We start from the raw sequence: 24,222 nt of genomic DNA on the forward strand, positions 1-24,222 counted from the left end.
AAGCCAAGATATTTCAATTGAAAATTTTTCATCATAACTGTATAATTTTACTTTAAAAAAAGGAGGAGTTGAAAATGGGGTTAGTGTATATAAATGGAGAATTTATCCAAACAGAAAATGCAAAAATCTCAGTCTTCGATCGAGGCTTACTATATGGGGATGGTGTTTTTGAAGGTATAAGAGCCTATAATGGTAGTGTATTCAAGTTAAAAGAGCATTTAGAAAGATTATATGCATCAGCAAAAGCCATTTGGTTAAATATACCTCTTTCTTTTGAAGAAATGGAAGAAGCTATAATAGAAACTGTAAGAGTTAATAACTTAAAAGATTCATACATAAGACTTATTGTAACTCGTGGTGAGTATGGATTAGGGATTGATCCTTGGGAATGTAAAAAGGGTACCGTAATTATAATTGCAGATAAAATAAAGGTTTTTCCTGAAGAATTTTATGAAACTGGTCTTACTGCAGTAACAGTAGCCACTCGTAGATCACCAACCGATGTTTTAGATCCCAGAATTAAATCTCTAAATTATATGAGCAATATTTTAGCAAGAATCGAGGCACGTATTGCCGGAGCTGCGGAAGGTATCATGCTTAATCATCAAGGATATGTAACAGAGGCCACTGTCGATAATATCTTTTTTGTTAAAAAAGGAATTTTATTTACACCTTCTGTAACCCTGGGAGCTTTACCTGGGATTACAAGAGCAACAGTCATAGATTTGGCTAAGAAAGAACTTGGTCTAGAAGTGGTAGAAGGTTTCTTTACAAGATATGATCTATATAATGCTGACGAAGTTTTTCTTACTGGTACTGCTGTAGAGATAATTTCTGTTATTAAAATAGATGAAAGAATCATTGGAAATGGAAAACCTGGAGAAATAACTCAAAAAATAAGAAAAATATTCCATGAATATGCCCAATCTGGCATAGCGGGGAGTCAAGTATATGCAAAATAAAATATATCCTGAAACTTTTCATTTCCAAGATGAATGGAAAATAGATGGTATCAGTATTAAAAATTTAGCAGAAAAATATGGTACTCCATTATATGTAATTGATAAAAAAACATTAATAACTCAAGCCCAGAAATATATTAACTCATGGAAAAAGTACTATAAAAACAAATTTAAAGTACTTTTTGCTATTAAGGCTCTACCAATATTAGAAGTAATACGGATTTTCTATAAAGAAGGCTTAGGATTCCTTGTATCAACAGGTGGAGAACTCTTTATAGCAAGATCAGCAGGTGTAGATTCTCATAAAATTTATTTTCATGGTAATGCAAAAAGCATCCATGAATTAGAATATGCTATAAAGGAAAATATAGGAGCCATAATAATTGACAACTTTGATGAATACGAAAAAATAAAATTTCTAACAGATAAACATTCAACTTCTATAAAGGTACTTATTAGGTTAATACCAAATATTGAAGTAAGTACACATAAATCTATTAGAACAGGTCAAATAGACACTAAATTTGGTCTTCCTATTAACCAAGTTTATGAATTGATAGAAAGAATTAGGAAAGAAAAATACATAGATTTTAAAGGATTACATGCTCATATTGGTTCTCAAATTTTTGATATAAGTGCCTATGTAAAATTAGCTGAAGTATTAAGCGAAATATATAATAATTTAAAATCAGCTAATACTAACATAGAAGAAATGAGTATAGGTGGGGGATTAGGTATTGCATATACAAAAGACGATAACCCTCCAGAAATAGAAGATTTAGCTTACCAAGTATCCCAAAAATTTGAAGAAACTATTGGACATCATTTCACACTAATATGCGAACCAGGTAGATCTTTGGTAGGAAGAGCAGGAATTACAATTTACAAAATAGAAAGTAGAAAGGAGATTCCAGGTATAAGAAAATACGTATCAGTAGATGGTGGAATGTCAGATAATATTAGACCTTCTTTATATGGAGCTAAATATTCAGCCTTATTAATAACATCTAATGAAAGTACAAATACCATATATACAATAGCAGGAAAACATTGCGAATCTGGAGACATTCTTATAAGGGATTTTGAAGATAAATGGCCAAATTACGGAGATTATTTAATAACATTTTCTACAGGAGCCTATAACTTTTCAATGTTTACTTGGTATAATGCTACGGTTAGACCCGGTGTAGTACTGATAGAGAATGGAAAAGATAGATTAATAGTTAAAAGAGATACTTATGAAGATCTTTTGAGGGGTCAAATATGAAAATTGGACTTTTAGGTGGGGGACAAGTAGGACAAGCACTCTTTAAAGTACTATATTCAGAAAAAGAAACCATTCTAAATATTCTTAGAGAACCTTTAGAAATTAAAAAAGTTCTTGTAAAGGATTTAAATAAAAAAAGAGAAATTCCAAAAGATTTATTAACAACAAACCCTGAAGAAATCATATTAGATCAAGAAATCCAAATCATAGTTGAATTAATGGGAGGAATAGAACCTGCTTATTCCTATATAAAGAAAGCACTAGAAGAAAAGAAAGTTGTGGTTACAGCCAATAAGGAGGTTATTGCTTTATATGGAGAAGAACTATATAAGATAGCAAGGAAAAAAGGCGTAGATATATTATTTGAGGCAAGTGTAGGCGGAGGTATACCCATAATAAAAACGATAAAAGAAGCCATGGTTGTCGATAAAGTAAAAGAAATCTGGGCTATATTAAATGGTACTACCAATTATATACTCACCAAAATGGAAGAAGAAATAAAAGATTTTGATGAAAGCTTAAAGAAAGCTCAAGAATTAGGATATGCAGAACCAGATCCAACAAAGGACATCTCAGGTTTAGATACAGCCTATAAATTGTCCATCCTATCCTCTTTTGCTTATCACACAACCATTACACCTCAATGCATATACAGGGAAGGAATAGAAAACATAACATTAAGAGATTTGTTATACGCAAAAGACTTAGGTTATAAAATAAAATTGCTTGCCATAAGCAAAGAAAATAACGGAGAAATTGAAACAAGAGTACACCCAACTATGATTCCAATAAATTCTCCCCTTGCATCAATAAGAGGGGTATATAATGCAATCCTTTTAAAAACAGAAAAAAGAGGAGATATTTTATTATATGGTGAAGGTGCTGGTCCCTATCCTACTTCTATGGCATTACTATCCGATATATTAGAATCTGCTTATACTTTACTATATTCGTTACCCCGATATTATTCTTTTGCTTATCTTTATCCTTCCAAAATAAAAAATTGGGAAAATTTCTTTACCAGATACTATATAAGAATTTGGGTAAAAGATCAGCCAGGGGTTCTTGCACAAATTGCTAAGATATTGGGAGAAAATAGTATAAGCATATCCTCTGTTATTCAGAAAGAAACGTCAGAAAAAGAAGAAAAAGCAGAAATAGTTATTCTTACACATAAAACAAATGAAAATAGTATGCAAAAAGCTATAAGTGAGATTAAAAAACTCCCCATCTTAGAAAATTGGGGAAGTCTAATAAGAATTGAGGGATAAAAATGAAAGGAGTACTTTTTAAATACAAAGAATTTCTACCCTTAACAGATAAGACACCTATTATATCTTTACATGAAGGAGACACACCTCTCATTTATGCTTACAATCTCTCAAAAATTTATAACATTGATATTTGGCTTAAATATGAAGGTATGAATCCAACAGGTTCTTTTAAAGATAGAGGAATGGTAGTCGCTATAGCAAAAGCACTTGAAGAAGGAAGCAAAGCAGTAATATGTGCCTCTACAGGAAATACCGCTGCTTCAGCTGCTGCTTATTCTGCATTAGCAAATTTAAAATCTTTTGTTATTCTCCCAGAAAAAGCTATTGCTTTAGGAAAATTAGCGCAAGCACTAATGTATGGCGCAAAGGTTATAAGTATAAAAGGGAATTTTGATGACGCCTTAAATTTAGTAAAAATAGCAGGACAAAAATTCCCCATAACCATTGTCAACTCAATAAATCCATATAGATTAGAAGGACAAAAAACTGCTGCCTTTGAAATATGTGATACCTTAAAAAGAGCACCTGAAAATTTAGCTATTCCTGTAGGAAATGCAGGAAATATATCCGCATACTGGATGGGCTTTAAAGAATATTTTAAAATAGGAAAAAGTAATACTTTACCCAAAATGTTAGGTTTTCAAGCAGAAGGTGCTGCTCCTTTAGTAAAAGGACATCCTATTGAAAATCCACAAACTATAGCAACAGCAATAAAAATAGGAAATCCCGCAAGTTGGGATAAAGCAATAAATGCAGTAAAAGAATCTTCAGGCTTAATAGATACTGTTAGCGATGAGGAGATCTTAGAAGCTCAAAAAGAGTTAGCAAGCAAAGAAGGGGTTTTTGTAGAGCCGGCTTCTGCAGCATCGTGGGCTGGTGTAAAGAAACTTATAAGAAATGGAAAATTTAAAGGTAATGAAGTAGTTTGTGTACTTACAGGACATGGCTTAAAAGATCCAGATATTGCCATTAAACAATCGAAAATAGAATATGTTATAGAACCTGATATAAAAGAATTAGAAAGGATTTTAGAAAAGTGATCTATCATATAAAGGTTCCTGCCACATCTGCTAATATTGGACCAGGCTTTGACTCTATCGGTATAGCTTGGAATTTATATCTTCACATTTATATAAAAAAAGATGAGTCACACAAAGATGATATAAGGATTATAAATAAAAATAAAATAAATAATGATCTTTTTATTAAAGCATTCAATGAAACAATAAATTATATAAATAAGAAACCATCAAATTATATTATAGAACTATGGTCAGAAATTCCCATAGGAAAGGGCTTAGGAAGTAGCGCATCAGCTATAGTAGGCGGAATATATACAGCAGAGATAATAACCAATACCTATCTTAATCTACACGAGAAACTGAACATTGCTTTAAAATTTGAAAACCATTTGGATAATATATCTGCAGCTATAAATGGTGGTATAAATATATGTTTAAAAAATGAAAAAGAGATTTATATATCCAAATTACCAATAAACTATGATTTTTGGGGATTACTTTATATACCAGACTATTACTTATCAACTCAAGAAGCAAGAAGTATTTTACCCCATTATTATAAAAGAGAAGATGTAGTTTTCAATCTTCAAAAATTCGGAATACTAATATCTGGATTATTTCAAAAAGATGAAAAATTAGTAAAAATGGGCTTAGATGATAAGATTCATCAACCCTATAGATTTGAATTAATAAAAGAATACCCTTTGTTATCAAAAGAAGTAGAAAAACATGGCAAAAAAATTGTTTTAAGTGGTTCTGGTCCATCTCTTCTTGTCCTTCTATTCAACGAACAAGAAGCTCTTGAAATTTTAGAAAAATTAGAAAATAATTTAAAGGAAGCCCTAAAAGGTGAATTTAAATTATTAAAAATAGAACACAATGGTATTACTTTAGAAAAACTTAATTGAAAAAAGGAGGTTAAGAAATGCCCTATAAAATTGCAATTGTAGGAGCCACAGGTTTAGTGGGGCAAGAAATGCTAAAAATCTTATGGGAAAGAAGAATTCCAATAAGTGAAATTTATGCCTTTGCATCAGCAAAATCTGAAGGGACTTATGTAGATTTTGGAAATGAAAAAATAAAAGTAGAAAAAGCCACTGTAGAAAATATTTCAAAAGCAGACTTTGCCCTCTTCTCAATAGGAGAAGAAATAAGCTTAGAACTTGCTCCAGAAATTGCTAAAAAAGGTACAATAATTATAGACAATAGTAATGCGTTTAGAATGAATCCTGATGTACCTTTAGTTATCCCAGAGATTAATCCTGAAGATTTAAAAAATCACAAAAATATAATAGCTAATCCAAACTGTTCCACTATTCAAATGTTAGTAGCTTTAAATCCTTTACATAAAAAATGGAAGCTTAGAAAAATATTTGTGGCTACATACCAATCAGTTTCTGGAAAAGGAAAAGAAGCTATTAATGAACTTATGGAAAGTACAAAGGCTTTCTTAGAGGAAAAGGAATTTATTCCTTCTGCCTTTCCTTATCCTATTAGTTTTAATTTAATACCTCACATTGATACTTTTGAACATGAAAATTATTCAAGAGAAGAGATGAAAATGGTTAGAGAGACTCATAAAATTCTTCACGATTCATCAATAAAAGTCTCTCCAACTTGTGTAAGAGTACCTGTTATAAGAGGTCATTCAGAAGTAATTTATGTAGAATTTGAGAATGATTTTACTTTAGAAGAAGTATATAAAACTCTTGAAGAAGCACCTGGAGTTAAAGTTATTGATAAACCTCAAGAAAAACTTTATCCTATGCCACTACTTTGCGATGGGAAAAACGAAGTATTTGTAGGAAGAATAAGGAAAGACCTCTTTGATCCAAGAGCTATCAACATGTGGGTAGTATCTGATAATATAAGGAAAGGTGCAGCTCTTAATGCGGTACAGATATTAGAAAAATTGATTTTCTAAATTAGGGAGGAATGAAAAGTGAGTTTAGTTGTTCAAAAATATGGTGGTACTTCAGTAGGATCAATAGAAAAAATCAAAAACGTAGCTAAAAGAATAGCTAAATATTATAAAGAGGGCCACAAATTAGTGGTAGTCGTCTCTGCTATGGGTGATACAACAGACGATTTAATAGAAATGGCGGAAAAAATAAATCCTAATCCTGAGCCGAGAGAAATGGATTTTTTACTCTCATCTGGAGAAAGAATATCTGCAGCTTTGACAGCCATGGCCTTACAAAATTTAGGAATACCAGCAATAGCACTTTCTGGAAAACAGGCAGGAATTATAACTGATAATATTCACACAAAAGCTAATATACTTAAGATAGAACCAAAAAGAATTCTTGAAGAATTAGAAAAAGGAAGAGTTGTTATAGTAGCAGGTTTTCAAGGATATGAACTTCAAAAAGGAGATGTAACCACATTAGGAAGAGGAGGCTCCGATGCAACTGCGGTTGCTCTTGCAGCAGTTTTAAAAGCAGATATATGCGAAATATATACTGACGTTGATGGAATTTTTACTGCAGATCCAAGAATAGTTCCTAATGCTAAAAAATTAGACTTTATATCCTACGAAGAAATGTTAGAAATGGCAGGACAAGGAGCGCAAGTTATGCAGCTTAGGTCTGTAGATTTAGCAGCAACTTACAAAGTACCTGTTATAGTAAGATCAAGTTTCAATGAAAATTCTGGTACTTTAATTGGGGAGGGAAAAGAAGTGGAAACAAAACAAAAAGTAAAAGGAATAGCCCATAATAAAAATATAGCTAAAGTAACCATAGTGGGTGTACCTGATAAACCAGGTATAGCTCATAAAATATTTGCCCCATTGGGAGAAAGAGCTATAAATGTTGATGACATAGTACAGAACGTTAGTAAAGATGGTATCACAGATTTATCTTTTACTGTACCTGAAAAAGAGTTACAAAAGACTATCGAAGCAATACAAGAAGTGGTAAAAGAAATAGGTGCAAAAGAAATAAATTACGATAATAATGTAGGAAAAGTATCAATAGTAGGATGGGGAATTCAAAGTACTCCAGGAATTGCAGCAAAAATGTTTGGTATTCTTGCATCTGCTGGAATAAATATAGAGATGATAACAACTTCAGAAATTAAAATTACATGTATTATAAGAAGAGATTTGGTTGAAAAAGCTGTTAGAGCATTACATGATGGATTCAATTTAGGGGGAGAAGAATAATATCTTCTCCCCCTTTAATACTACTTAATTTCTACTACTGCTCCTTCTGCCTCTAATTTAGCTTTAATTTCTTCAGCCTCTTGTTTTGAAACACCTTCTTTTACTGGTTTAGGAGTAGAATCTACGAGATCTTTTGCCTCCTTCAAACCAAGACCAGTAATTTCTCTTACTACCTTTAAAACCTTTATCTTGTTTGCTCCTGCATCCTTTAGTATGACATCAAAAGTTGTTTTCTCTTCTACAGGAGCAGCTGCAGCTCCAGCTCCTGCTACTGGTGCTCCAACAGCAGCAACAGGCATAGCTGCGCTAACACCAAACTCTTCCTCCAATGCCTTTACTAATTCCACCAACTCCAAAACCTTCATCTCTTTAATAGCTTGAATGATTTCTTCTTTATTCATCATTCCTAACCTCCCTTTTATTGATTTATAGAAATCTTTTCTTTTTCTTTAGAGATAGCATCTAATGTCCATACCAATTTGTTTATAGGCCATTTTAGACTCCATACTAAGGAACTTAAAGGTGAAGCTATACTTCCTATTACTTGTGATAAGATAACTTCTTTTGGTGGGAGGTTTGCCATCTCTTTTATTTCATCTGCTGTATATATGTCTCTGTCTACCACTCCACCTTTAAGCTTTAAGGCTTCATGATCTTTTGAATAATCTGCTAAAGCTTTTATAACAGCAAAAGGATCATCATAACAATAAGTTATTGCTGTAGGTCCTACAAAAAACTTGTCAAATTCTTTGTCAGGATATAACCTTTTGATGGCCAATAAAGCTAATGTATTTTTTACTACCCTATATTCTGCTTGTAATCCTCTAATTTTGCTACGTAGCTCGAAAAGATCAGCCACTGTTAGACCTTTAAAATCTGTAAATATTAATGCATTAGCTTTTTCCATTTTTTTATACATCTCTTCGACTTTTTGAACTTTCTCTGGCTTTGGCAAATTTTTCACCTCCTTTTCCTTTTTTATTAAACATAAGGGAAAGCCTTCTGGCTTTCCCTTATGGAATATACATATATTTCGAAAAACCAGTAAGGCCTACGTAGGATTTTAATATTTTTTACCTACGGTCTTCGGCCCAAGTTATAGAACTTTATTTAATATCTGTATAAGTTTATGCTGCCTCCTCTTGTCTTATAATATCTGCAAGATTTTTAGTATCAATAGGAACACTCGGCCCCATTGAAGGAGATATATGCACACTCTTAAAATATTGACCTTTAGCAGAAGGGGGTTTTAATCTTAATATAGTGCTTAAGACTGTCATTAAATTTTTATACAAAGCCTCCTCAGAAAATGAAGCCTTTCCAATAGGAACGTGAATTATTCCATATCTATCTGTTCTAAACTCTATTCTTCCTGCTTTATATTCCTTTACTGCCTTTGCTATGTCATTAGTTACTGTACCAGTTTTTGGGTTTGGCATAAGTCCTCTTGGACCTAATATCTTTCCTAGTCGAGATGGAATCTTTAATGTACCCATAATATCAGGAGTAGCAATAGCAACATCAAAATCTAACCAACCATTCTCAATTTGTTTAACTAACTCTTCTCCTCCTACATAATCAGCTCCAGCTTCTTTTGCCTCTTGAGCTTTTTCTCCCTCAGCAAAAACCAATACCTTTTTCTCTTTACCAGTGCCATACGGTAGTACAACTGTACCTCTAACTTGTTGATCAGCATGACGAGGATCAACACCTAATCTTACAGCCAAGTTAATAGTTTCATCAAATTTTGCAGTAGCAAGTTTTCTTACTAAACTTACAGCTTCTTTGGGTGAATATAATCTACCCTTTTCAATTAATGATGCTAATTGTAAATATCTTTTTCCTCTTTTTGCCATTTTATATCCTCCTTATCTCTTTGTGGTTTTAACGAGGTATATCCTCTCCCACCTAAACCCATCTATCCTTCTATTATTTCAATCCCCATACTTCTAGCTGTACCCTCAATCATTCTCATTGCAGCTTCTATATCATGTGCATTTAAATCCTTCATCTTTAACTCTGCAATTTCTCTTATTTTACTTTTTTTAACTTTTCCAACTTTTACTTTATTAGGCTCTCCTGATCCCTTTTCCACACCAGCAGCCTTTTTTAGGAGATCAGATGCAGGAGGCGTTTTAGTAATGAAAGTAAAAGTTCTATCCTCATAAATAGTAATTTCAACCGGTATAATCATTCCCTCTTGACCAGCTGTTGCTGCATTATAGGCCTTACAGAATTCCATTATATTTACCCCATATTGCCCTAAAGCAGGACCTACTGGAGGAGCAGGCGTTGCTTTTCCTGCGGGTAACTGTAGCTTAACTTTTCCAACAATTTTTTTAGGCAAGACTATTCCCTCCTTTTAATCAGTTTTCTCTACTTGAGTATGATCAATTTCTGTTGGAGTTTCTCTCCCAAAAATAGATAAAAGAACTCTAACTGTTCCTTTATCAGGATAAACCTCATCCACAAATCCCTCATATCCCATAAATGGTCCTGATTTAATGTATACCCTATCTCCTTTTTTAACCTTAAGTTCTGGCCTTATTTCTTTCTGCTCCAAAAATCTCTTAATCCAATGTTCTTCTTCTGGATTAAGCGCACTCGGCTTTCCTGGAGTTCCAACAAAACCAGTAACCCCAGTAGTATTTCTAATAAGCCTTTTTACATCTTCATCTTCCACCATTCTAATAAAAAGATATCCCGGAAAAACTTTTTTTACCTGAATTCTCTTTTTTCCACCTTTTACTGTCATTACTTTTTCCTCAGGAACAACAATTTCAAATACCTTATCTTCTAAATGTAATAGCTTTATTTGTCTTTCTAATATTGCTTTTACCTTATGTTCATGTCCAGCCAATGTATGTACTACATACCATTTAGGCCCTGTCACTGACATTACCTCCATTTTAGCCTGTAAAACTTTCTAAAATAAGTCTACTTAAAAGAGTAAAGACAAAATCATAGAATGATATAATTATAATTAACAATATTAATGTTATCCCTAAGGCTAAAGATAATTGAAAGACCTTATTCTTATCAGGCCACACAACCTTCTTTAATTCTAATCTTTCCTCAGCCCAAAAATTTTTTATTTTATCCAATATACTTGCCTTTACCATATATAGTACACACTCCTAAATATAAAAATTTTTGGCAGGCCCGGCAGGGCTCGAACCTGCAACCCCCGGATTTGGAGTCCGGTGCTCTCCCTATTAGAGCTACGGGCCTACCTTACTTCTCTATGAACAGTATGCCTTCTACATCTTGGGCAATACTTTTTTAACTCTAATCTATCTGGATCGTTTTTCTTATTTTTCTCTGTAGTGTAATTTCTTTCTTTACATTCTGTACAAGCCAATGTTATGATTACTCTCATTTTATTATAACACCTCTCAGTTATTATTCAATAATTTTAGTTACGACACCTGCACCAACAGTCTTTCCACCTTCTCTGATTGCAAATCTTAAACCTTCCTCTAATGCTACAGGCTTTATTAACTTTATCTCCATCTCTATATTGTCCCCTGGCATCACCATCTGTACTCCCTCTGGTAATCTTATCTCACCTGTTACATCTGTAGTTCTGAAATAAAATTGTGGCTTATATCCACTGAAAAATGGCGTGTGCCTTCCCCCTTCTTCCTTCTTTAATACGTATACTTGCGCCTTGAAATGCGTATGTGGCTTTATACTCCCTGGCGCCGCTACTACTTGTCCCCTCTCTACTTCATCTTTGTCTATCCCTCTTAATAATATCCCTATGTTGTCTCCAGCTATCGCTTCATCTAATTGCTTCCTGAACATCTCTACCCCTGTTACTACACTCTTCTTTATCTCATCTGTTAACCCTACTATCTCTACTTCATCCCCTACCTTCACTCTTCCTCTCTCTACTCTCCCCGTAACTACTGTCCCTCTACCAGTTATGCTAAATATGTCCTCTATTGGCATTAAAAATGGCTTGTCTACATCTCTCTCAGGTAATGGTATGTAACTGTCTACCGCATCCATTAATTCCCATATCGCATCTACCCACTTGTCCTCCCCTCTCTTCGTGTTCGGATTCTGACCCATTACCTCTACGGCTTTTAATGCTGACCCCCTTATTACTGGTACTTCATCCCCTGGATATCCATACTTCGTTAATAAGTCCCTTACTTCCATCTCAACTAAGTCCACAATCTCTGGATCATCTACCATGTCTATCTTGTTTAAAAATACTACTATGTATGGCACGTTTACTTGCCTCGCTAATAGTATGTGCTCCCTCGTCTGCGGCATTGGCCCATCCGCCGCTGATACTACTAAGATCGCTCCATCCATCTGTGCAGCCCCTGTTATCATGTTCTTTATATAGTCAGCATGCCCCGGCGCATCTATGTGCGCATAATGCCTGTTTGGTGTCTCATATTCCGCATGATATAAGTTTATCGTCACTCCTCTCGCCCTCTCCTCAGGCGCTTTATCTATGTCTTCATACTTCAATGGCTTCGCTAACCCTTCCGCCGCTAATACCATCGTTATGGCCGACGTTAATGTCGTCTTACCATGGTCTACGTGACCTATCGTACCTATGTTTACATGTGGCTTCGTCCTTACAAATTTCTCCTTCGCCATCCTTTATCTCCTCCTAAAATTTGGTTTTGATTATAAAAATTAGAAAATAAAACACCTAAGATTATATTTAAAATGGAGCCCACGACCGGGATCGAACCGGTGACCTTACCCTTACCAAGGGTACGCTCTGCCGACTGAGCTACGTGGGCCCATTAAATATAAAAAATTGGTTGCGGGGGAGGGATTTGAACCCTCGACCTCCGGGTTATGAGCCCGGTGAGCTACCTGGCTGCTCTACCCCGCGATATTAAATGGTGGGGAGGGAGGGATTTGAACCCCCGAAGGCGTCCGCCAGCAGATTTACAGTCTGCCCCCTTTGGCCACTTGGGTACCTCCCCATATTCACACATCTTATGGAGCCGAGGAAGGGATTCGAACCCCCGACCCGCTGATTACAAATCAGCTGCTCTGCCGCTGAGCTACCTCGGCTTAATTTTTTCTTTCATAAACTTATCTCAACTGGACACTGAAAAGTATATACATAAATCAAATCTAAGTCAAGGGGCAGGCTTATTTTTTATAACAGTAATTGATGATATAATTAAAAAGGTTTTTGGTAATTTATTAAGCTATATTAAAGGAGGGATTCTATATATGGAAGAATTATCAGAAATAAAATTAGAAGATTCAGATTTATCATTAACTACAGACACTCTCGTTTACGGTGCTGTTCTAAGTGAGGATAAAGATGGGATATGGTTAGATATTGGAAAAAAATATGATGCATTTTTACCATACACTGAATTATCTAAGGAAATAAAATCCAAGATTGAGAAAAAACAGAAGGTAGATAAAATACCCGTCATTATTCAGCATATTAATTTTAAAGATGGTGTTATTTTAGTATCAAACAAAAAAGCCATAGAAAATAAAATATGGGAAGAGTTAATGTGGGCATATGAAAACGAAAAACCTATAAAGGGTAAAGTAATTGACTATCAGGATAGAAAATTTATCATTGAGATTGAAAATGAAATCATTGGAATAATACCACATAGAGAGATAGATATGCCCCCATTAAAACCTCCAAAATTTTATCTAAACAAAAAAGTGGAAGGGAAAATAGTAAAAATTAACCCGGAAAGAAAACAATTAATTATATCCGTTAGAGAATTATTAGAGAAGGAACAAGAAGAAAAAAAATTAGATCTATGGGAAAAAATTAAAAACTCTGATATAGTGAGAGGCAAGATCATAAAAGTAGAAGATGATAAAATAACAGTAGATCTCGGTTTTGGTATAATCGGAACTGTCAATTATGATGAATTATCGTGGTTCCTCATTAAAAATGTTAGGAGATTTTTTGAGGTTGGAGATATTGTTAAAGCTAAGATTTTAAAGTTAAATGATGAATCAAAAACTGCAGAACTCAGTATTAAACAAACACAACCCAATCCATGGAGTGTATTTAAAGAAAAATACCCCATAGGAAGTATTATAGAAGGAGAAATAATTAAAATCACAAATGGAATTCTCGTTAAAACAGATAATTTATTTGGTTATGTACCTCAAAATGAGATCACATGGGGAAGAGTTAATGAAGAAAGAGAAAAATTTAAAGTCGGAGACAAAATAAAAGTAAAGGTATTATCGGTTGATGATGAAAGGCAAAGAATCATATTGAGTGTAAAGCAAACCGAACCCAATCCCTGGGAAGTGATTGATGAGATCTTAAAAGTAGGAGATATAACAAAAGGTAAAATCACTAATATTACAGACTTTGGGATCTTCTTAGAAATAAAACCAGGCTTAGAAGGCTTAATTCCTAAAAAATATCTCTCTTGGGAAAGAATAGATAACCTTTCAATTTTCTTTAAAATAGGAGACATAATAGAGGTTAAAGTTATAAATATTGATAAGGAAAATAGAAAACTCACTTTAAGTAGAAGAGATTTATTAAAAGATCCTTGGGAAGACATAGATAAAAGATATAGAGAAGGAGATAACATAAAAGGAAAGATAATAGAAAAAACAAAAGATGGAATAATTGTAGAAATAGAACCAGGTATAGAAGGATTCCTACCTCAAAATCAAGTATACCTTGATAAAGAAGATAATGAAAACGTTACAGATTATATAGAAGCTAAAATCATAAGAATTAATACTCAAAACAGAAAAATTATTCTTTCAAGAAAAGCATTATTAAAAGAGAGATTAGAAAAAGAAATTAAAGAACAACTAAAAGAATTTTCTCCTCCGCCTATAACATTAGGTGAAATCTTAAAGCTCAAAAATATTCAATAGCATAAATACTACCTACCCCCTCTTTTGTTATTTTGAAGGAGGGGGTATTTTTTTATTTAGACATAATAATTTCTAAAATCCTTGTGATTTTTTTATCTAATAGAGCAATTTTTTGATCTAAATCTTGAAAGTTTAAGGTTGTAGATTGTTTTTCTGCTACTTTTTTAACCTCTTCTAATAAAGATGTTTCTTGTGTTCTTAAAACTCTCAACATCTCTGAAATTTCTCTTATCTCTCTCCTCAAAGCTTCTTCCTTATTGGACAGTTCTTCTATTTTTTTATTTATCTCATATATCTCTGTAATTTTACCTTGAGATGAACTTAAAAGTCTATATAAGAACACAAGAAAAACAATAATTATTCCAAAAATAACAAAATCTAAAATTCTACTAATATTAATCATCATTCTCCTTATTCCCCCTCACAGACATTTTTAAATAGACTTTGAATTTTCTGTTATACTTATAAAATATATCATACAAGGAGGAAATAGTAAATAATGATATATAAGACACATTTAGCTTTAAATTACTTAGTTCTACAGACCATTCTTAAACTATCAGATGGGATGCCAGAAAAGATACTAACTCCTTGGGGTATTGGCACCATCATAGGAACAACTATTGGTACTTTTGTACCAGATGTTGATGCACCTCACTCAGAAGTCTCAAAAAGACTTCTTCCAACAAAAACACTGCTCAACTTACTAATTCCTATTTTATCTGTTTTTTTCAGTTTAGCTTTATCTTTACTGATATGTTCTAAAACTGGACTAAACTATATATATGATAAAATAATCTTATTTTTTGTTATTTTTACAATTGTATCCATAATTCTATCTTTAGTTTTTAAGTTATTACTAAAGCCCTTATTTGTACATAGAGGCTTACTTCATAGTATATGGGGTTTATTAATTATAAATCTTTTTCTGTCTGCAATGTATATTAATAACCTTAAAAATCTTCCATTAAGTTTTATAAACATGTATAATGGATTCTATATAGGAATTAATATTGGCTATTTAGGCCATTTAATAGGCGATATGATGACATTTCATGGGATTAATCCCGTATTTCCAATAAAATGGAAAATAAGTCTGAAAATATTTCGTACAAATAGCTTAGAAGAAAAGATCTTCATGATTATCTTAATAATAGTAAACATAATCTTTTTTCTTGCAAATATTTTTAAAGTTTAGGAGGTAAACCATGATTGATATCAAAACATTAAGAGAAAATCCTGATCTAATGAAAGAAAATATCCTATTAAGAAACTTAGATCCAGAAAAATATAATGTGGACTATATTTTAGAATTAGATTCTAAAAGAAGAGAACTCCAAAAAGAATTAGATAACCTAAGATCACTAAGAAATAAAATATCTCAAGAAATAGGCAAAAAACAAGATCAAGAAAGGGAAAAGTTAATCAAAGAAGCTAAAGAATTAAAGGAAAAAATTGAAAAAATCGAAGAAGAGTTCAAAAATATTGAAAAAGAACTTTATCAACGTCTCTGGCAACTTCCTAATTTTCTTTCGCCAAAAGCCCCAAGGGGAAAAGATGAAAATGATAATGTAGAAATTAAAAGATGGGGAGAAATTAAAAAATTCAACTTTACTCCCAAGGACCATCTGGACTTAGGAATGATGAATGATTTATTGGATTTTGAAAGAGGTAGTAAAGTTACAGGATCAAACTTCTACTATTTAAAAAATGAAGCTGTAATATTAGAATTTGCTCTGATGCAGATGGTTATAGATACTTTAGTTCCAGAAGGTTTCAAAATATTTATTACTCCAGACTTAGCCAAAATGGAGATCATTGATGGCATAGGTTTTCAACCAAGAGGACCTGAAGCCCAAATTTATAGAGTAGAAAATTTTGATTTAGGCCTTATTGCTACTGCAGAAATAACTTTAGGTGGTTACCACAAAGATGAAATTTTAGATGAGTTAGACCTTCCACTAAAATATTTAGGCTTTTCTCACTGTTTTAGGACAGAGGCTGGAGCATATGGAAGATATAATAGAGGTCTTTATAGAGTCCACCAATTTAGTAAAGCAGAAATATTTATTATATGTAGGCCTGAAGATTCAGAAGACATGCATGAATACATATTAGGATTAGAGGAAAAAATCTTCCAAAAACTAGAAATACCATATAGAGTTTTAGATATTTGCTCTGGTGACTTGGGAGCACCTGCTGCAAGAAAATTTGATATTGAGGCATGGATGCCAGGGAGAGGAGATTTTGGAGAGGTTACAAGCTGTTCAAATTGCACAGACTACCAAGCAAGAAGACTAAATATAAGATTTAGAAGAGTAACAGGAGAAGTAGCATATGTACATATGCTAAATGGTACAGCTATTGCAATTTCAAGAGCATTAATTGCTATCCTTGAAAATTATCAACAAGAAGACGGAAGCATTTTAATTCCGAAAGCTCTACAACCTTATACCTTAGGTATTAGAGAGATTAAACCCAAAGCATAAAATAAGCCCCCATTTTAAGGGGGCTTATTTTTTAATAACACTTTGAGTAACCACAAACTCTACACGTTAAGCAACCTTCTGCTATCTGTAGAGGTGCACCACATTCTGGACATGGAATTCCTGAATAGGAACTTTCCTTATCTGAAGATTTAGGCATAATTACAAAATTATTGTGAGAGGAAAAATTTACACCACCTTCTTTTAGCACTAAATATTTTTCCAATGCTTTTGCAATAGCATCAGAACAAGAGAAGATAAAATCACCCTCTTCTGATCTTGTGGGATTAGGACATCTTATTCCCTTTAACTGTTTAATAATAGAATTTATATCTACACCACTCCTTAAGGTCAAAGAAATTAGTCTTGAGATTGCTTCAGTTTGAGATGCTGCACATCCTCCTGCTTTACCTAAGGTTGAGAACACTTCACATATGCCAAATTCATCTTCATTCACTGTTACATATAGATTACCACAACCAGTCTTTATTTTTATTGTTGCACCATGAGTTATATTTGGACGTGGTCGTGGTTTTACTTTATGTTCAGTTTTATCCTCCTTTGCCTCTTTCGTTTCTACACTCAAAACTTGTTCTGTTCTTGATTTATCTCTATATACAGTTATTCCTTTCAAACCTAACTCATGGGCCATTAGATAAATTTTTCTTATATCATCTTTGGTAGCTGATTGTTTTAAATTTACAGTCTTTGATACCGCATTATCTACATATTTTTGAAATGCAGCTTGCATTAGAACATGATCTTCATAATCTATATCTAATGCTGTAACAAACAATTTTCTTATCTTCTCTGGTATCTCTTCCATATCTTTAATAGTGCCTTTTTCTAATATCTTTTCTATTATTTCATCTGAATATATCCCTTCCTTTATTAACGCTTCCTTAAACAAAGGATAAACCTCATTCCATTCCCCTAAGCTCACCTTTCTTTTATATGCCAAAGCAAAAATAGGCTCAATACCAGAAGAAGCATTAGCTATTATACTAATACTTCCAGTAGGAGCAATAGTAGTTAAAGTAGCATTTCTTAACCTTAAACCCATATCCTTATAAATACTCTTTTCCCAATTTGGGAAAACCCCTCTTTTTTCTGCAAGATTTAGAGAAGCATTTCTTGCTTCATCAAGGATAAACCTCATAATTTCTTCCGCTATATCTCTTGCTTTCTGAGTATTATAAGGAATTTCAAGAAGAATCAAAAGATCATAAAAACCCATAACACCAAGGCCAATTTTTCTATTAGTTTTTGTAATCTCTTCTATTTGCTTTAAAGGATATGTATTAGCATCAATTACATTATCTAAAAAATGAACTGCCTTGTGTACTGTTTCTCTTAATTTATCCCAATCAATCTCATTCTTATCACCATTACTCTTAATCATTTTACCAAGATTTATAGATCCCAAATTACAAGATTCAAAAGGAAGTAAAGGTTGCTCACCACAAGGGTTTGTAGCCTCAATTTCTCCAACACCAGGCGTCGGATTTTTTCTGTTAATTTCATCAATGAATATTACCCCAGGTTCCCCATTTTTCCAAGCCTGTTCCACAATAAGATCAAATATTTCTCTTGCTTTTACTTTTTTAACAACTTCTTTGTTTCTCGGATTTATCAATTCAAAATCATCATCCCTCAAAACAGCTTCCATAAATTTATCTGTAATAGCAACAGATATATTAAAGTTGGGTAGCACTCCTTCTTTATCTTTACAGGTAATAAATTCAAAAATATCAGGATGATCAACTCGAAGAATTCCCATATTTGCGCCTCTTCTTACACCACCCTGCTTTATGGTATCTGTTGCTGCATCATAAACCTTCATAAAACTTACTGGTCCAGAAGCAACACCTCCAGTTGTCCTAACAATATCCCCCTTAGGACGAAGGCGAGAAAATGAAAATCCAGTACCTCCTCCAGACTGATGTATTAAAGCCGCATACTTCAATCCATCAAATATGCTCACTAATGAATCCTCAATTGGTATAACAAAACATGCTGATAGTTGTCCTAATGGTCTACCAGCATTCATAAGTGTAGGCGAATTAGGAAGAAACTCTAAAGAAACCATCATATCATAAAATTTTTCTTTTGTTTCTTCCCAATTAGCATTAGAGTCATAAATAAGATCTATTTTAGCAATACTTTCAGAAACTCTCTCAAACATCTCTTCCGGAGTCTCAATAACATTTCCGTTTTCATCCTTTTTAAGATATCTCTTTTGTAGTATATTTAAAGCTTGTTCAGTTAATTCTACTTTCTTCATTTTTAATTACTCCCTTTTCCTTTAAGTTTTACCACTTCATCTAATAGACTCTTTAAAGATTCATCGTTGGGCTTGTATTTAAGTCCATCCTTTATAATTTTTTCAGCCATATCTATCTTTCCTTTTTGTATTAAAACATAAGCAAGATTAGAATAAGCTTGAATATAGTCAATTTTAGCATTTATTGCTTTTGAAAACCAATACTCAGCATTATCATAATCTCCCAACATATAATAACAAGCCCCAATATTATTCATAGCTTCAAAAGAGTTAGGATTTGCCTCTAATGCTTTCTTAAAAAACTCTATGGCTTTCTGATAATTTTTATTATTATAATAGTCAAGACCCCTTTGTACTAAAACATTATCGTTTAATTTTATTTGGGGTAAAGATTTTTTGATTCCCCAAGCTTCATAAACTTTCTTTAAAAGGGCTAAAACTTTATCGTCATAGGGATCATAAGATAGTGCTTTCAATAATAACTCCTCAGCCTTTTTATAATTTTTCAATTGATAATAAATTAATCCTAAATTGACATACAAATCCTTACTGTCCGGCTTTTTGCTAAGGAGATTTTCATAAATATTCTTTGCTTCTTCATATTTTCTTTTCGTATAGTAGTATTGTGCCATATAATTCAACGCTTCTTCATGATTAGGATCTATCTCTAATATCCTTTTTGCAATTTCCAACACTTTATTCTGATCTTTCAAATCAAAAGAATATAATCTCATCAAATTCTCCATAGGCGGTATTGAATATTTATCATAAGATAGAGCTTTATATAAACTTTCTTCAGCTTTATATAGTAAACTTTTATCCTTTTCTCCTAAATAATGATAAGACTGTGCATAAAATGCTCCTACAAGGTTATATGTTAAAGATCTGTAATATGCATTTTTAAGCATACCCTCTATATGATATAAACCTCTGTTAAAAGCATAATTTTTATCATTTTCATTAGTAGTAGCTCCCATTATATTTAAATAGGCTTTTACTGCTGCTTCTCTAAATGCTGATTCTTGAGGACGAAGTCTAATTGCTTCCTCAAATAAAGCTGATGCCTTTCCTGCATCTCCTGATACAGAGTAATCCAAACCGAATCTATAAAACACCTCTGCCCTGAAAAATCTTGCTGATATATAAATGCTAAACAAACTAATAAAAGTAAACATAATAAATAGAATACTTTTTAACATATGAGGCAAATTCCTCACATCTATCTTCCATACTTTATCAGAATCATAAAATTTATAGGATAGAAGTATAAAAGCAGTAAGAGACCAAAAATAAAGATATGTAGCTGATAATCCAAAAAGAACCAAACTTTGGATGATAAAACCAATCCATCCTGAAATAACCCCTAAATATAATATCCTCTCTGAATTAGGAATTTTATCAATCATGTAAATACCGTTTCTGAAAGTATTTATTAATATCATACAAAAAGATAGAAGGCCAAAAATGCCAAGAGGAAATAGAATATCAAGAAACTCATTATGTTCCCTATCTGGATATCCTTTACCTCGATCATATCTTGCAAGATCTAAGGACTTATATGGAGTAAAATTGAAAGAGAAAGTTTCATGACCAAGTCCTATCAGTAACCTTGGTGATTTTAAAATTTTATCCGTAAAAAGATTAATACTATCTCTCCACGTCAATACACGAGGATTTGATTGTGTAACTCCTAATCCTACACCAATACTTTGGAATCTTTCCTTTAACGAGAAAACTCCTAAATTTTGTCTTTTTATATAGTATTCTTGTTCTGTAAAATAGAAGATTCCTACTGTAAATATCATTCCTACGATTAGCAATATTGTGATTATAGAATTTTTCTTTATAAAATTTCTATTTCTTAAAAACATATATCCATAATAGAATACCAGAGATATAATGAAGGCTATCCAGGAACCACGTGTATAACTACCTAATAAAACTAAAAAAGAAGAAAGAAAAATTAGAAGATATAATATTTTTGAATAGTATTTTTCCGAGGTGTAAATCTTGGACAAAATAATAGGAATAACCATTACTAAAAAATGGCCTAAAAAATCAGCATGCCCTAAGGTAGAAATAATTCGTGATTCAGTTCTAACCCTCTCAAACCAAGGCATCAATCTGTATATCTGTAAAATTCCAACAAAAGTTACAATAACTGTGGAGAAAATTATTGCCCAGAAAAAATAGTTTTGTTCTTTTTGAGAATCAACCACATCATAGATAAGGAAAAAAATAACAAAATAAAAGAAATAGCTAAGAAACCCCATCTGTCTCATATAGGAACCAAAAAAGCTTAGATAGAAATTAGTTGAAAAAATTGTAGATAAAATCCAAGAAATTAAGAATAAAAAAATCCATATAGAAACACTCTTAGGAGGTAGTATAAATTCTCTTTTTCCTAAAATTAACCACAGACCGATAAGTAATAAAGCTAAACCCCCTAATATTCTTATCAATGTTACCTTAGGTAGCTCCGAAACATCATGTATCCGCAAAAAATATGGTTGAGTAATAGGTACTAGGAAAATTAATAATAACAAAGATGCAAAAATAAAGAGTCTAAGATAATGGTCAGTATATTTCTCTTCAATCTTATTAACTTTTTTCTTCATCCTAACTCTCCCTCAAAAATATTAATTTTAACGATGGTAATAAAGTCTAACAAGGTTTAAAAACCTTGTCAATTTTTCTACTTAATAATAAAATCATAATAAGCATTAATATTTAACAAAAGGAGGATGAAAAATGAGTAAGAAACGTATAGGTGTGCTTACCGGTGGTGGAGATTGTCCAGGCCTTAACCCAGCTATACGTGGAGTAGTTATGAGAGCTTTAGATTATGGAGATGAAGTTATAGGACTAAAATATGGTTGGGCTGGTCTTATTAAAGCAGATGCTGTACCCTTAAAATTAGAAGATGTGGAAGACATATTAGAAATTGGTGGAACCATATTAGGTAGTTCAAGAACAAACCCATTTAAGAAGGAAGAGGATGTACAAAAATGCATCGAAAGTTTTAAGAAACTAAATTTAGATGCCCTAATAGCTATTGGTGGAGAAGATACCCTGGGAGTAGCATCAAAATTTAGCAAACTTGGACTTCCCATGATTGGAATCCCAAAAACCATAGATAAAGACTTAGAAGAAACAGATTATACACTTGGTTTTGATACAGCAGTAGAGGTAGTAGTAGATGCTATTAAAAGATTAAGAGATACTGCAAAATCTCATGCAAGAGTAATAGTAGTCGAAATAATGGGTAGACATGCTGGATGGCTTGCTCTTTATGGAGGATTAGCAGGTGGAGCAGATTATATTTTAATTCCCGAAGTAGAACCAAATCTTGAAGAATTATATAATCATATAAGAAAACTATATGCTAGGGGTCATACATATGCAGTAGTAGCCATCGCTGAAGGTGTACAGTTACCTGGTTTCACATACCAAAAGGGACAAGAAGGAATGGTCGACGCTTTTGGACATATAAGATTGGGCGGAGTAGGTAATGTCTTAGCAGAGGAAATTCAGAAAAATATTGGAATCGAAACAAGAGCTGTAATACTTAGCCATCTTCAAAGAGGAGGAAGTCCTTCTATTAGAGATAGAATCTTAGGATTATTACTTGGTAAAACAGCAGTTGATTTAGTACATGAAGGTAAATCTGGTTACTTTATTGCAGTAAAAGGAAGCGAATTAGTACCAGTAGATATTACACTAATTGAAGGAAAAACCAAGAATGTTGATCCAGCATTTTACGAAAGTGTAAAAACATTCTTTAATAAATAAAAACGAAGACTTTTTAGGAAGAGGGGGGTTTTACCTTCCTCTTCCTTTTTCTATATGTGATTATAATATCTTTCACAACAAAATAAGATAAAATTGAAAATAAAATTGATATAATAAGATTTCCCAAAAGATATCTTAGAATAAAAATTTTTGCACCTGTTCTTTCTAATCCACGCCATCTAACTTTTCCTGTTGTTATAAAATCTCCTAACATATAACTCAATGTCCAAAAAAAGGGAGATGTAAAGTAGTTCATTATGAATGTTCCTAAAATGCCCGCAAGATAATTAAGTTTAAATATGTAACAAATAAAAATCATTATAATCCCACCTAATCCAAAAGTAGGAAAAATTCCAATAAACACTCCTATACTGAAGCTTAAAGATATTTTCTCTGGTGTATCTTGAATTCTTACAAGCTTTAAATAAATATATCTCAGAAATCTCTTAATACTTCTTTTTTTCATTATAGATTTTTTCAATTACAGGCTTTAATTTTTTATATGTAGATGCTAAATCCTCTGGTATTACTTTAGTATCACCTATAACTACCATAAAATTTGAATCACCATTCCATCTTGGGACAACATGTAAATGTAAGTGCTCTGATATACCTGCACCAGCTACCTCTCCTATATTCATACCAATATTAAAACCATGAGGTTTCATGATATTATTTAATGCCTCGACAGATACCTGCAGTAGAAACATCATTTCTTGTAATGTTTCTTTATCAATAGATAAAATATCATTTGTATGCTTATAAGGTACTATCATTAAATGTCCATTATTATAAGGATATAAATTCAGGATTATGAAATTATATTCGCCTCTTAATAATATGTAGTTCTCTTCATCTTTACTTTCCATAGGCTTTGTACAAAATATACAGTCCTTTGATTTTTCAGCTGTAACATATTTTATCCTCCATGGACAAAAAAGTCTTTTCATCTTCTCTCTCCTTCCTTTACACTTGACAAAATATAGCTTTAAAAGTTAATATTTATAAAAAGTGCCGAAGTGGCGGAATTGGCAGACGCGCCAGACTCAAAATCTGGTGGGTGGATAACACCCGTGCCGGTTCGACTCCGGCCTTCGGCACCAAA

General features: G+C 32.6%; 24 protein-coding genes and 6 tRNA genes. 12 read left to right on the plus strand and 18 right to left on the minus strand.

The window, feature by feature from the left end:
• Window positions 1-74: 74 nt before the first annotated feature.
• Genes ilvE through ACY3JM_RS07280 form a run of 7 tightly spaced genes read left to right on the plus strand, consistent with a single transcriptional unit; the run spans window position 75 to window position 7,691 of the window.
• Complete coding sequence (gene ilvE, locus ACY3JM_RS07250; protein ID WP_463111202.1) at window positions 75-962, plus strand: branched-chain-amino-acid transaminase; 888 nt, start codon at window positions 75-77, stop codon at window positions 960-962.
• Window positions 952-2,229, plus strand: coding sequence for a diaminopimelate decarboxylase (gene lysA, locus ACY3JM_RS07255; protein ID WP_463111203.1), 1,278 nt, complete (start codon window positions 952-954; stop codon window positions 2,227-2,229). Before ilvE ends, lysA begins: the two co-directional genes overlap by 11 nt.
• On the plus strand, window positions 2,226-3,500 hold the full coding sequence (locus ACY3JM_RS07260) for a homoserine dehydrogenase (protein ID WP_463111204.1): 1,275 nt from the start codon (window positions 2,226-2,228) through the stop codon (window positions 3,498-3,500). Before lysA ends, ACY3JM_RS07260 begins: the two co-directional genes overlap by 4 nt.
• Window positions 3,501-3,502: 2 nt before the next feature.
• Window positions 3,503-4,543: a threonine synthase gene (thrC, locus tag ACY3JM_RS07265; protein ID WP_463081869.1), complete on the plus strand. Its 1,041-nt coding sequence runs from the start codon at window positions 3,503-3,505 to the stop codon at window positions 4,541-4,543.
• On the plus strand, window positions 4,540-5,433 hold the full coding sequence (thrB, locus tag ACY3JM_RS07270; RefSeq protein ID WP_463111205.1) for a homoserine kinase: 894 nt from the start codon (window positions 4,540-4,542) through the stop codon (window positions 5,431-5,433). The genes thrC and thrB overlap by 4 nt, the downstream gene beginning before the upstream one ends.
• A gap of 17 nt (window positions 5,434-5,450) precedes the next feature.
• Window positions 5,451-6,449, plus strand: a complete 999-nt coding sequence (locus ACY3JM_RS07275) for an aspartate-semialdehyde dehydrogenase (protein ID WP_463111206.1) — start codon at window positions 5,451-5,453, stop codon at window positions 6,447-6,449.
• A gap of 18 nt (window positions 6,450-6,467) precedes the next feature.
• A complete protein-coding gene (locus ACY3JM_RS07280; RefSeq protein ID WP_463111207.1) occupies window positions 6,468-7,691 on the plus strand; it encodes an aspartate kinase in 1,224 nt (407 codons plus the stop codon).
• Between the two features lie 20 nt (window positions 7,692-7,711).
• Here ACY3JM_RS07280 and rplL read toward each other — a convergent pair whose 3' ends face one another.
• The 13 genes from rplL to ACY3JM_RS07345 all read right to left on the minus strand — a co-directional run bounded on the left by rplL (window position 7,712) and on the right by ACY3JM_RS07345 (window position 12,740).
• Window positions 7,712-8,092 (minus strand): 50S ribosomal protein L7/L12, encoded by a 381-nt coding sequence (gene rplL / locus ACY3JM_RS07285; RefSeq protein ID WP_463083626.1) that lies wholly within the window; start codon window positions 8,090-8,092, stop codon window positions 7,712-7,714.
• A 17-nt stretch (window positions 8,093-8,109) separates the two neighbouring features.
• The gene (rplJ, locus tag ACY3JM_RS07290) at window positions 8,110-8,646 is read right to left on the minus strand and encodes a 50S ribosomal protein L10 (protein ID WP_463111208.1); all 537 of its coding nucleotides are present in this window, start codon (window positions 8,644-8,646) and stop codon (window positions 8,110-8,112) included.
• Window positions 8,647-8,818: 172 nt separating this feature from the next.
• Complete coding sequence (gene rplA / locus ACY3JM_RS07295; protein ID WP_463111209.1) at window positions 8,819-9,547, minus strand: 50S ribosomal protein L1; 729 nt, start codon at window positions 9,545-9,547, stop codon at window positions 8,819-8,821.
• 62 nt (window positions 9,548-9,609) lie between these two features.
• Window positions 9,610-10,038 carry a 50S ribosomal protein L11 gene (rplK, locus tag ACY3JM_RS07300; protein WP_463081863.1) on the minus strand — a complete coding sequence of 143 codons (429 nt, stop codon included), beginning with the start codon at window positions 10,036-10,038 and terminating at the stop codon, window positions 9,610-9,612.
• Between the two features lie 15 nt (window positions 10,039-10,053).
• Window positions 10,054-10,590: a transcription termination/antitermination protein NusG gene (gene nusG, locus ACY3JM_RS07305; RefSeq protein ID WP_463081862.1), complete on the minus strand. Its 537-nt coding sequence runs from the start codon at window positions 10,588-10,590 to the stop codon at window positions 10,054-10,056.
• A gap of 10 nt (window positions 10,591-10,600) precedes the next feature.
• Window positions 10,601-10,813, minus strand: a complete 213-nt coding sequence (gene secE / locus ACY3JM_RS07310) for a preprotein translocase subunit SecE (RefSeq protein ID WP_463081861.1) — start codon at window positions 10,811-10,813, stop codon at window positions 10,601-10,603.
• A gap of 32 nt (window positions 10,814-10,845) precedes the next feature.
• Window positions 10,846-10,922: transfer RNA gene (locus ACY3JM_RS07315), tRNA-Trp, on the minus strand.
• A complete protein-coding gene (gene rpmG / locus ACY3JM_RS07320) occupies window positions 10,921-11,070 on the minus strand; it encodes a 50S ribosomal protein L33 (protein ID WP_463081860.1) in 150 nt (49 codons plus the stop codon). The genes ACY3JM_RS07315 and rpmG overlap by 2 nt, the downstream gene beginning before the upstream one ends.
• Before the next feature lie 23 nt (window positions 11,071-11,093).
• Window positions 11,094-12,311 carry an elongation factor Tu gene (gene tuf / locus ACY3JM_RS07325; protein WP_463081859.1) on the minus strand — a complete coding sequence of 406 codons (1,218 nt, stop codon included), beginning with the start codon at window positions 12,309-12,311 and terminating at the stop codon, window positions 11,094-11,096.
• Window positions 12,312-12,384: 73 nt separating this feature from the next.
• Window positions 12,385-12,460: transfer RNA gene (locus ACY3JM_RS07330), tRNA-Thr, on the minus strand.
• Between the two features lie 18 nt (window positions 12,461-12,478).
• Window positions 12,479-12,555: transfer RNA gene (locus tag ACY3JM_RS07335), tRNA-Met, on the minus strand.
• 8 nt (window positions 12,556-12,563) lie between these two features.
• A tRNA-Tyr gene (locus ACY3JM_RS07340) sits at window positions 12,564-12,649 on the minus strand.
• A gap of 16 nt (window positions 12,650-12,665) precedes the next feature.
• Window positions 12,666-12,740 (minus strand) — tRNA-Thr (locus tag ACY3JM_RS07345).
• A 165-nt stretch (window positions 12,741-12,905) separates the two neighbouring features.
• On the opposite strand from ACY3JM_RS07345, the gene ACY3JM_RS07350 reads away from it, so the two are divergent.
• Entirely contained in the window at window positions 12,906-14,555 is a 1,650-nt protein-coding gene (locus tag ACY3JM_RS07350; protein ID WP_463081858.1) for a S1 RNA-binding domain-containing protein, read from the plus strand.
• Between the two features lie 52 nt (window positions 14,556-14,607).
• Here ACY3JM_RS07350 and ACY3JM_RS07355 read toward each other — a convergent pair whose 3' ends face one another.
• Window positions 14,608-14,961, minus strand: coding sequence for a hypothetical protein (locus tag ACY3JM_RS07355; RefSeq protein WP_463081857.1), 354 nt, complete (start codon window positions 14,959-14,961; stop codon window positions 14,608-14,610).
• A 93-nt stretch (window positions 14,962-15,054) separates the two neighbouring features.
• Between ACY3JM_RS07355 and ACY3JM_RS07360 the strand changes: the two genes are divergently transcribed.
• Both ACY3JM_RS07360 and serS read left to right on the plus strand, forming a co-directional pair.
• Window positions 15,055-15,753 carry a metal-dependent hydrolase gene (locus ACY3JM_RS07360; RefSeq protein ID WP_463081856.1) on the plus strand — a complete coding sequence of 233 codons (699 nt, stop codon included), beginning with the start codon at window positions 15,055-15,057 and terminating at the stop codon, window positions 15,751-15,753.
• 10 nt (window positions 15,754-15,763) lie between these two features.
• Entirely contained in the window at window positions 15,764-17,044 is a 1,281-nt protein-coding gene (gene serS / locus ACY3JM_RS07365; RefSeq protein WP_463111210.1) for a serine--tRNA ligase, read from the plus strand.
• A gap of 31 nt (window positions 17,045-17,075) precedes the next feature.
• Here the strand turns inward: serS and ACY3JM_RS07370 are convergent, their stop codons facing one another.
• Window positions 17,076-19,325 carry a vitamin B12-dependent ribonucleotide reductase gene (locus ACY3JM_RS07370; RefSeq protein ID WP_463081854.1) on the minus strand — a complete coding sequence of 750 codons (2,250 nt, stop codon included), beginning with the start codon at window positions 19,323-19,325 and terminating at the stop codon, window positions 17,076-17,078.
• Window positions 19,326-19,327: 2 nt separating this feature from the next.
• Window positions 19,328-21,943, minus strand: coding sequence for a tetratricopeptide repeat protein (locus ACY3JM_RS07375; RefSeq protein ID WP_463081853.1), 2,616 nt, complete (start codon window positions 21,941-21,943; stop codon window positions 19,328-19,330).
• 133 nt (window positions 21,944-22,076) lie between these two features.
• On the opposite strand from ACY3JM_RS07375, the gene ACY3JM_RS07380 reads away from it, so the two are divergent.
• A complete protein-coding gene (locus ACY3JM_RS07380) occupies window positions 22,077-23,117 on the plus strand; it encodes a 6-phosphofructokinase (protein WP_463081852.1) in 1,041 nt (346 codons plus the stop codon).
• A gap of 13 nt (window positions 23,118-23,130) precedes the next feature.
• Here the strand turns inward: ACY3JM_RS07380 and ACY3JM_RS07385 are convergent, their stop codons facing one another.
• A complete protein-coding gene (locus tag ACY3JM_RS07385; RefSeq protein ID WP_463111211.1) occupies window positions 23,131-23,583 on the minus strand; it encodes a DUF2062 domain-containing protein in 453 nt (150 codons plus the stop codon).
• Window positions 23,564-24,067 carry an HIT family protein gene (locus tag ACY3JM_RS07390; RefSeq protein ID WP_463081850.1) on the minus strand — a complete coding sequence of 168 codons (504 nt, stop codon included), beginning with the start codon at window positions 24,065-24,067 and terminating at the stop codon, window positions 23,564-23,566. The genes ACY3JM_RS07385 and ACY3JM_RS07390 overlap by 20 nt, the downstream gene beginning before the upstream one ends.
• A 63-nt stretch (window positions 24,068-24,130) precedes the next feature.
• Here ACY3JM_RS07390 and ACY3JM_RS07395 point away from each other — a divergent pair.
• Window positions 24,131-24,220: transfer RNA gene (locus ACY3JM_RS07395), tRNA-Leu, on the plus strand.
• The last annotated feature ends 2 nt before the right edge of the window (window positions 24,221-24,222 follow it).

The organism is Dictyoglomus sp. SSW (assembly GCF_055181335.1).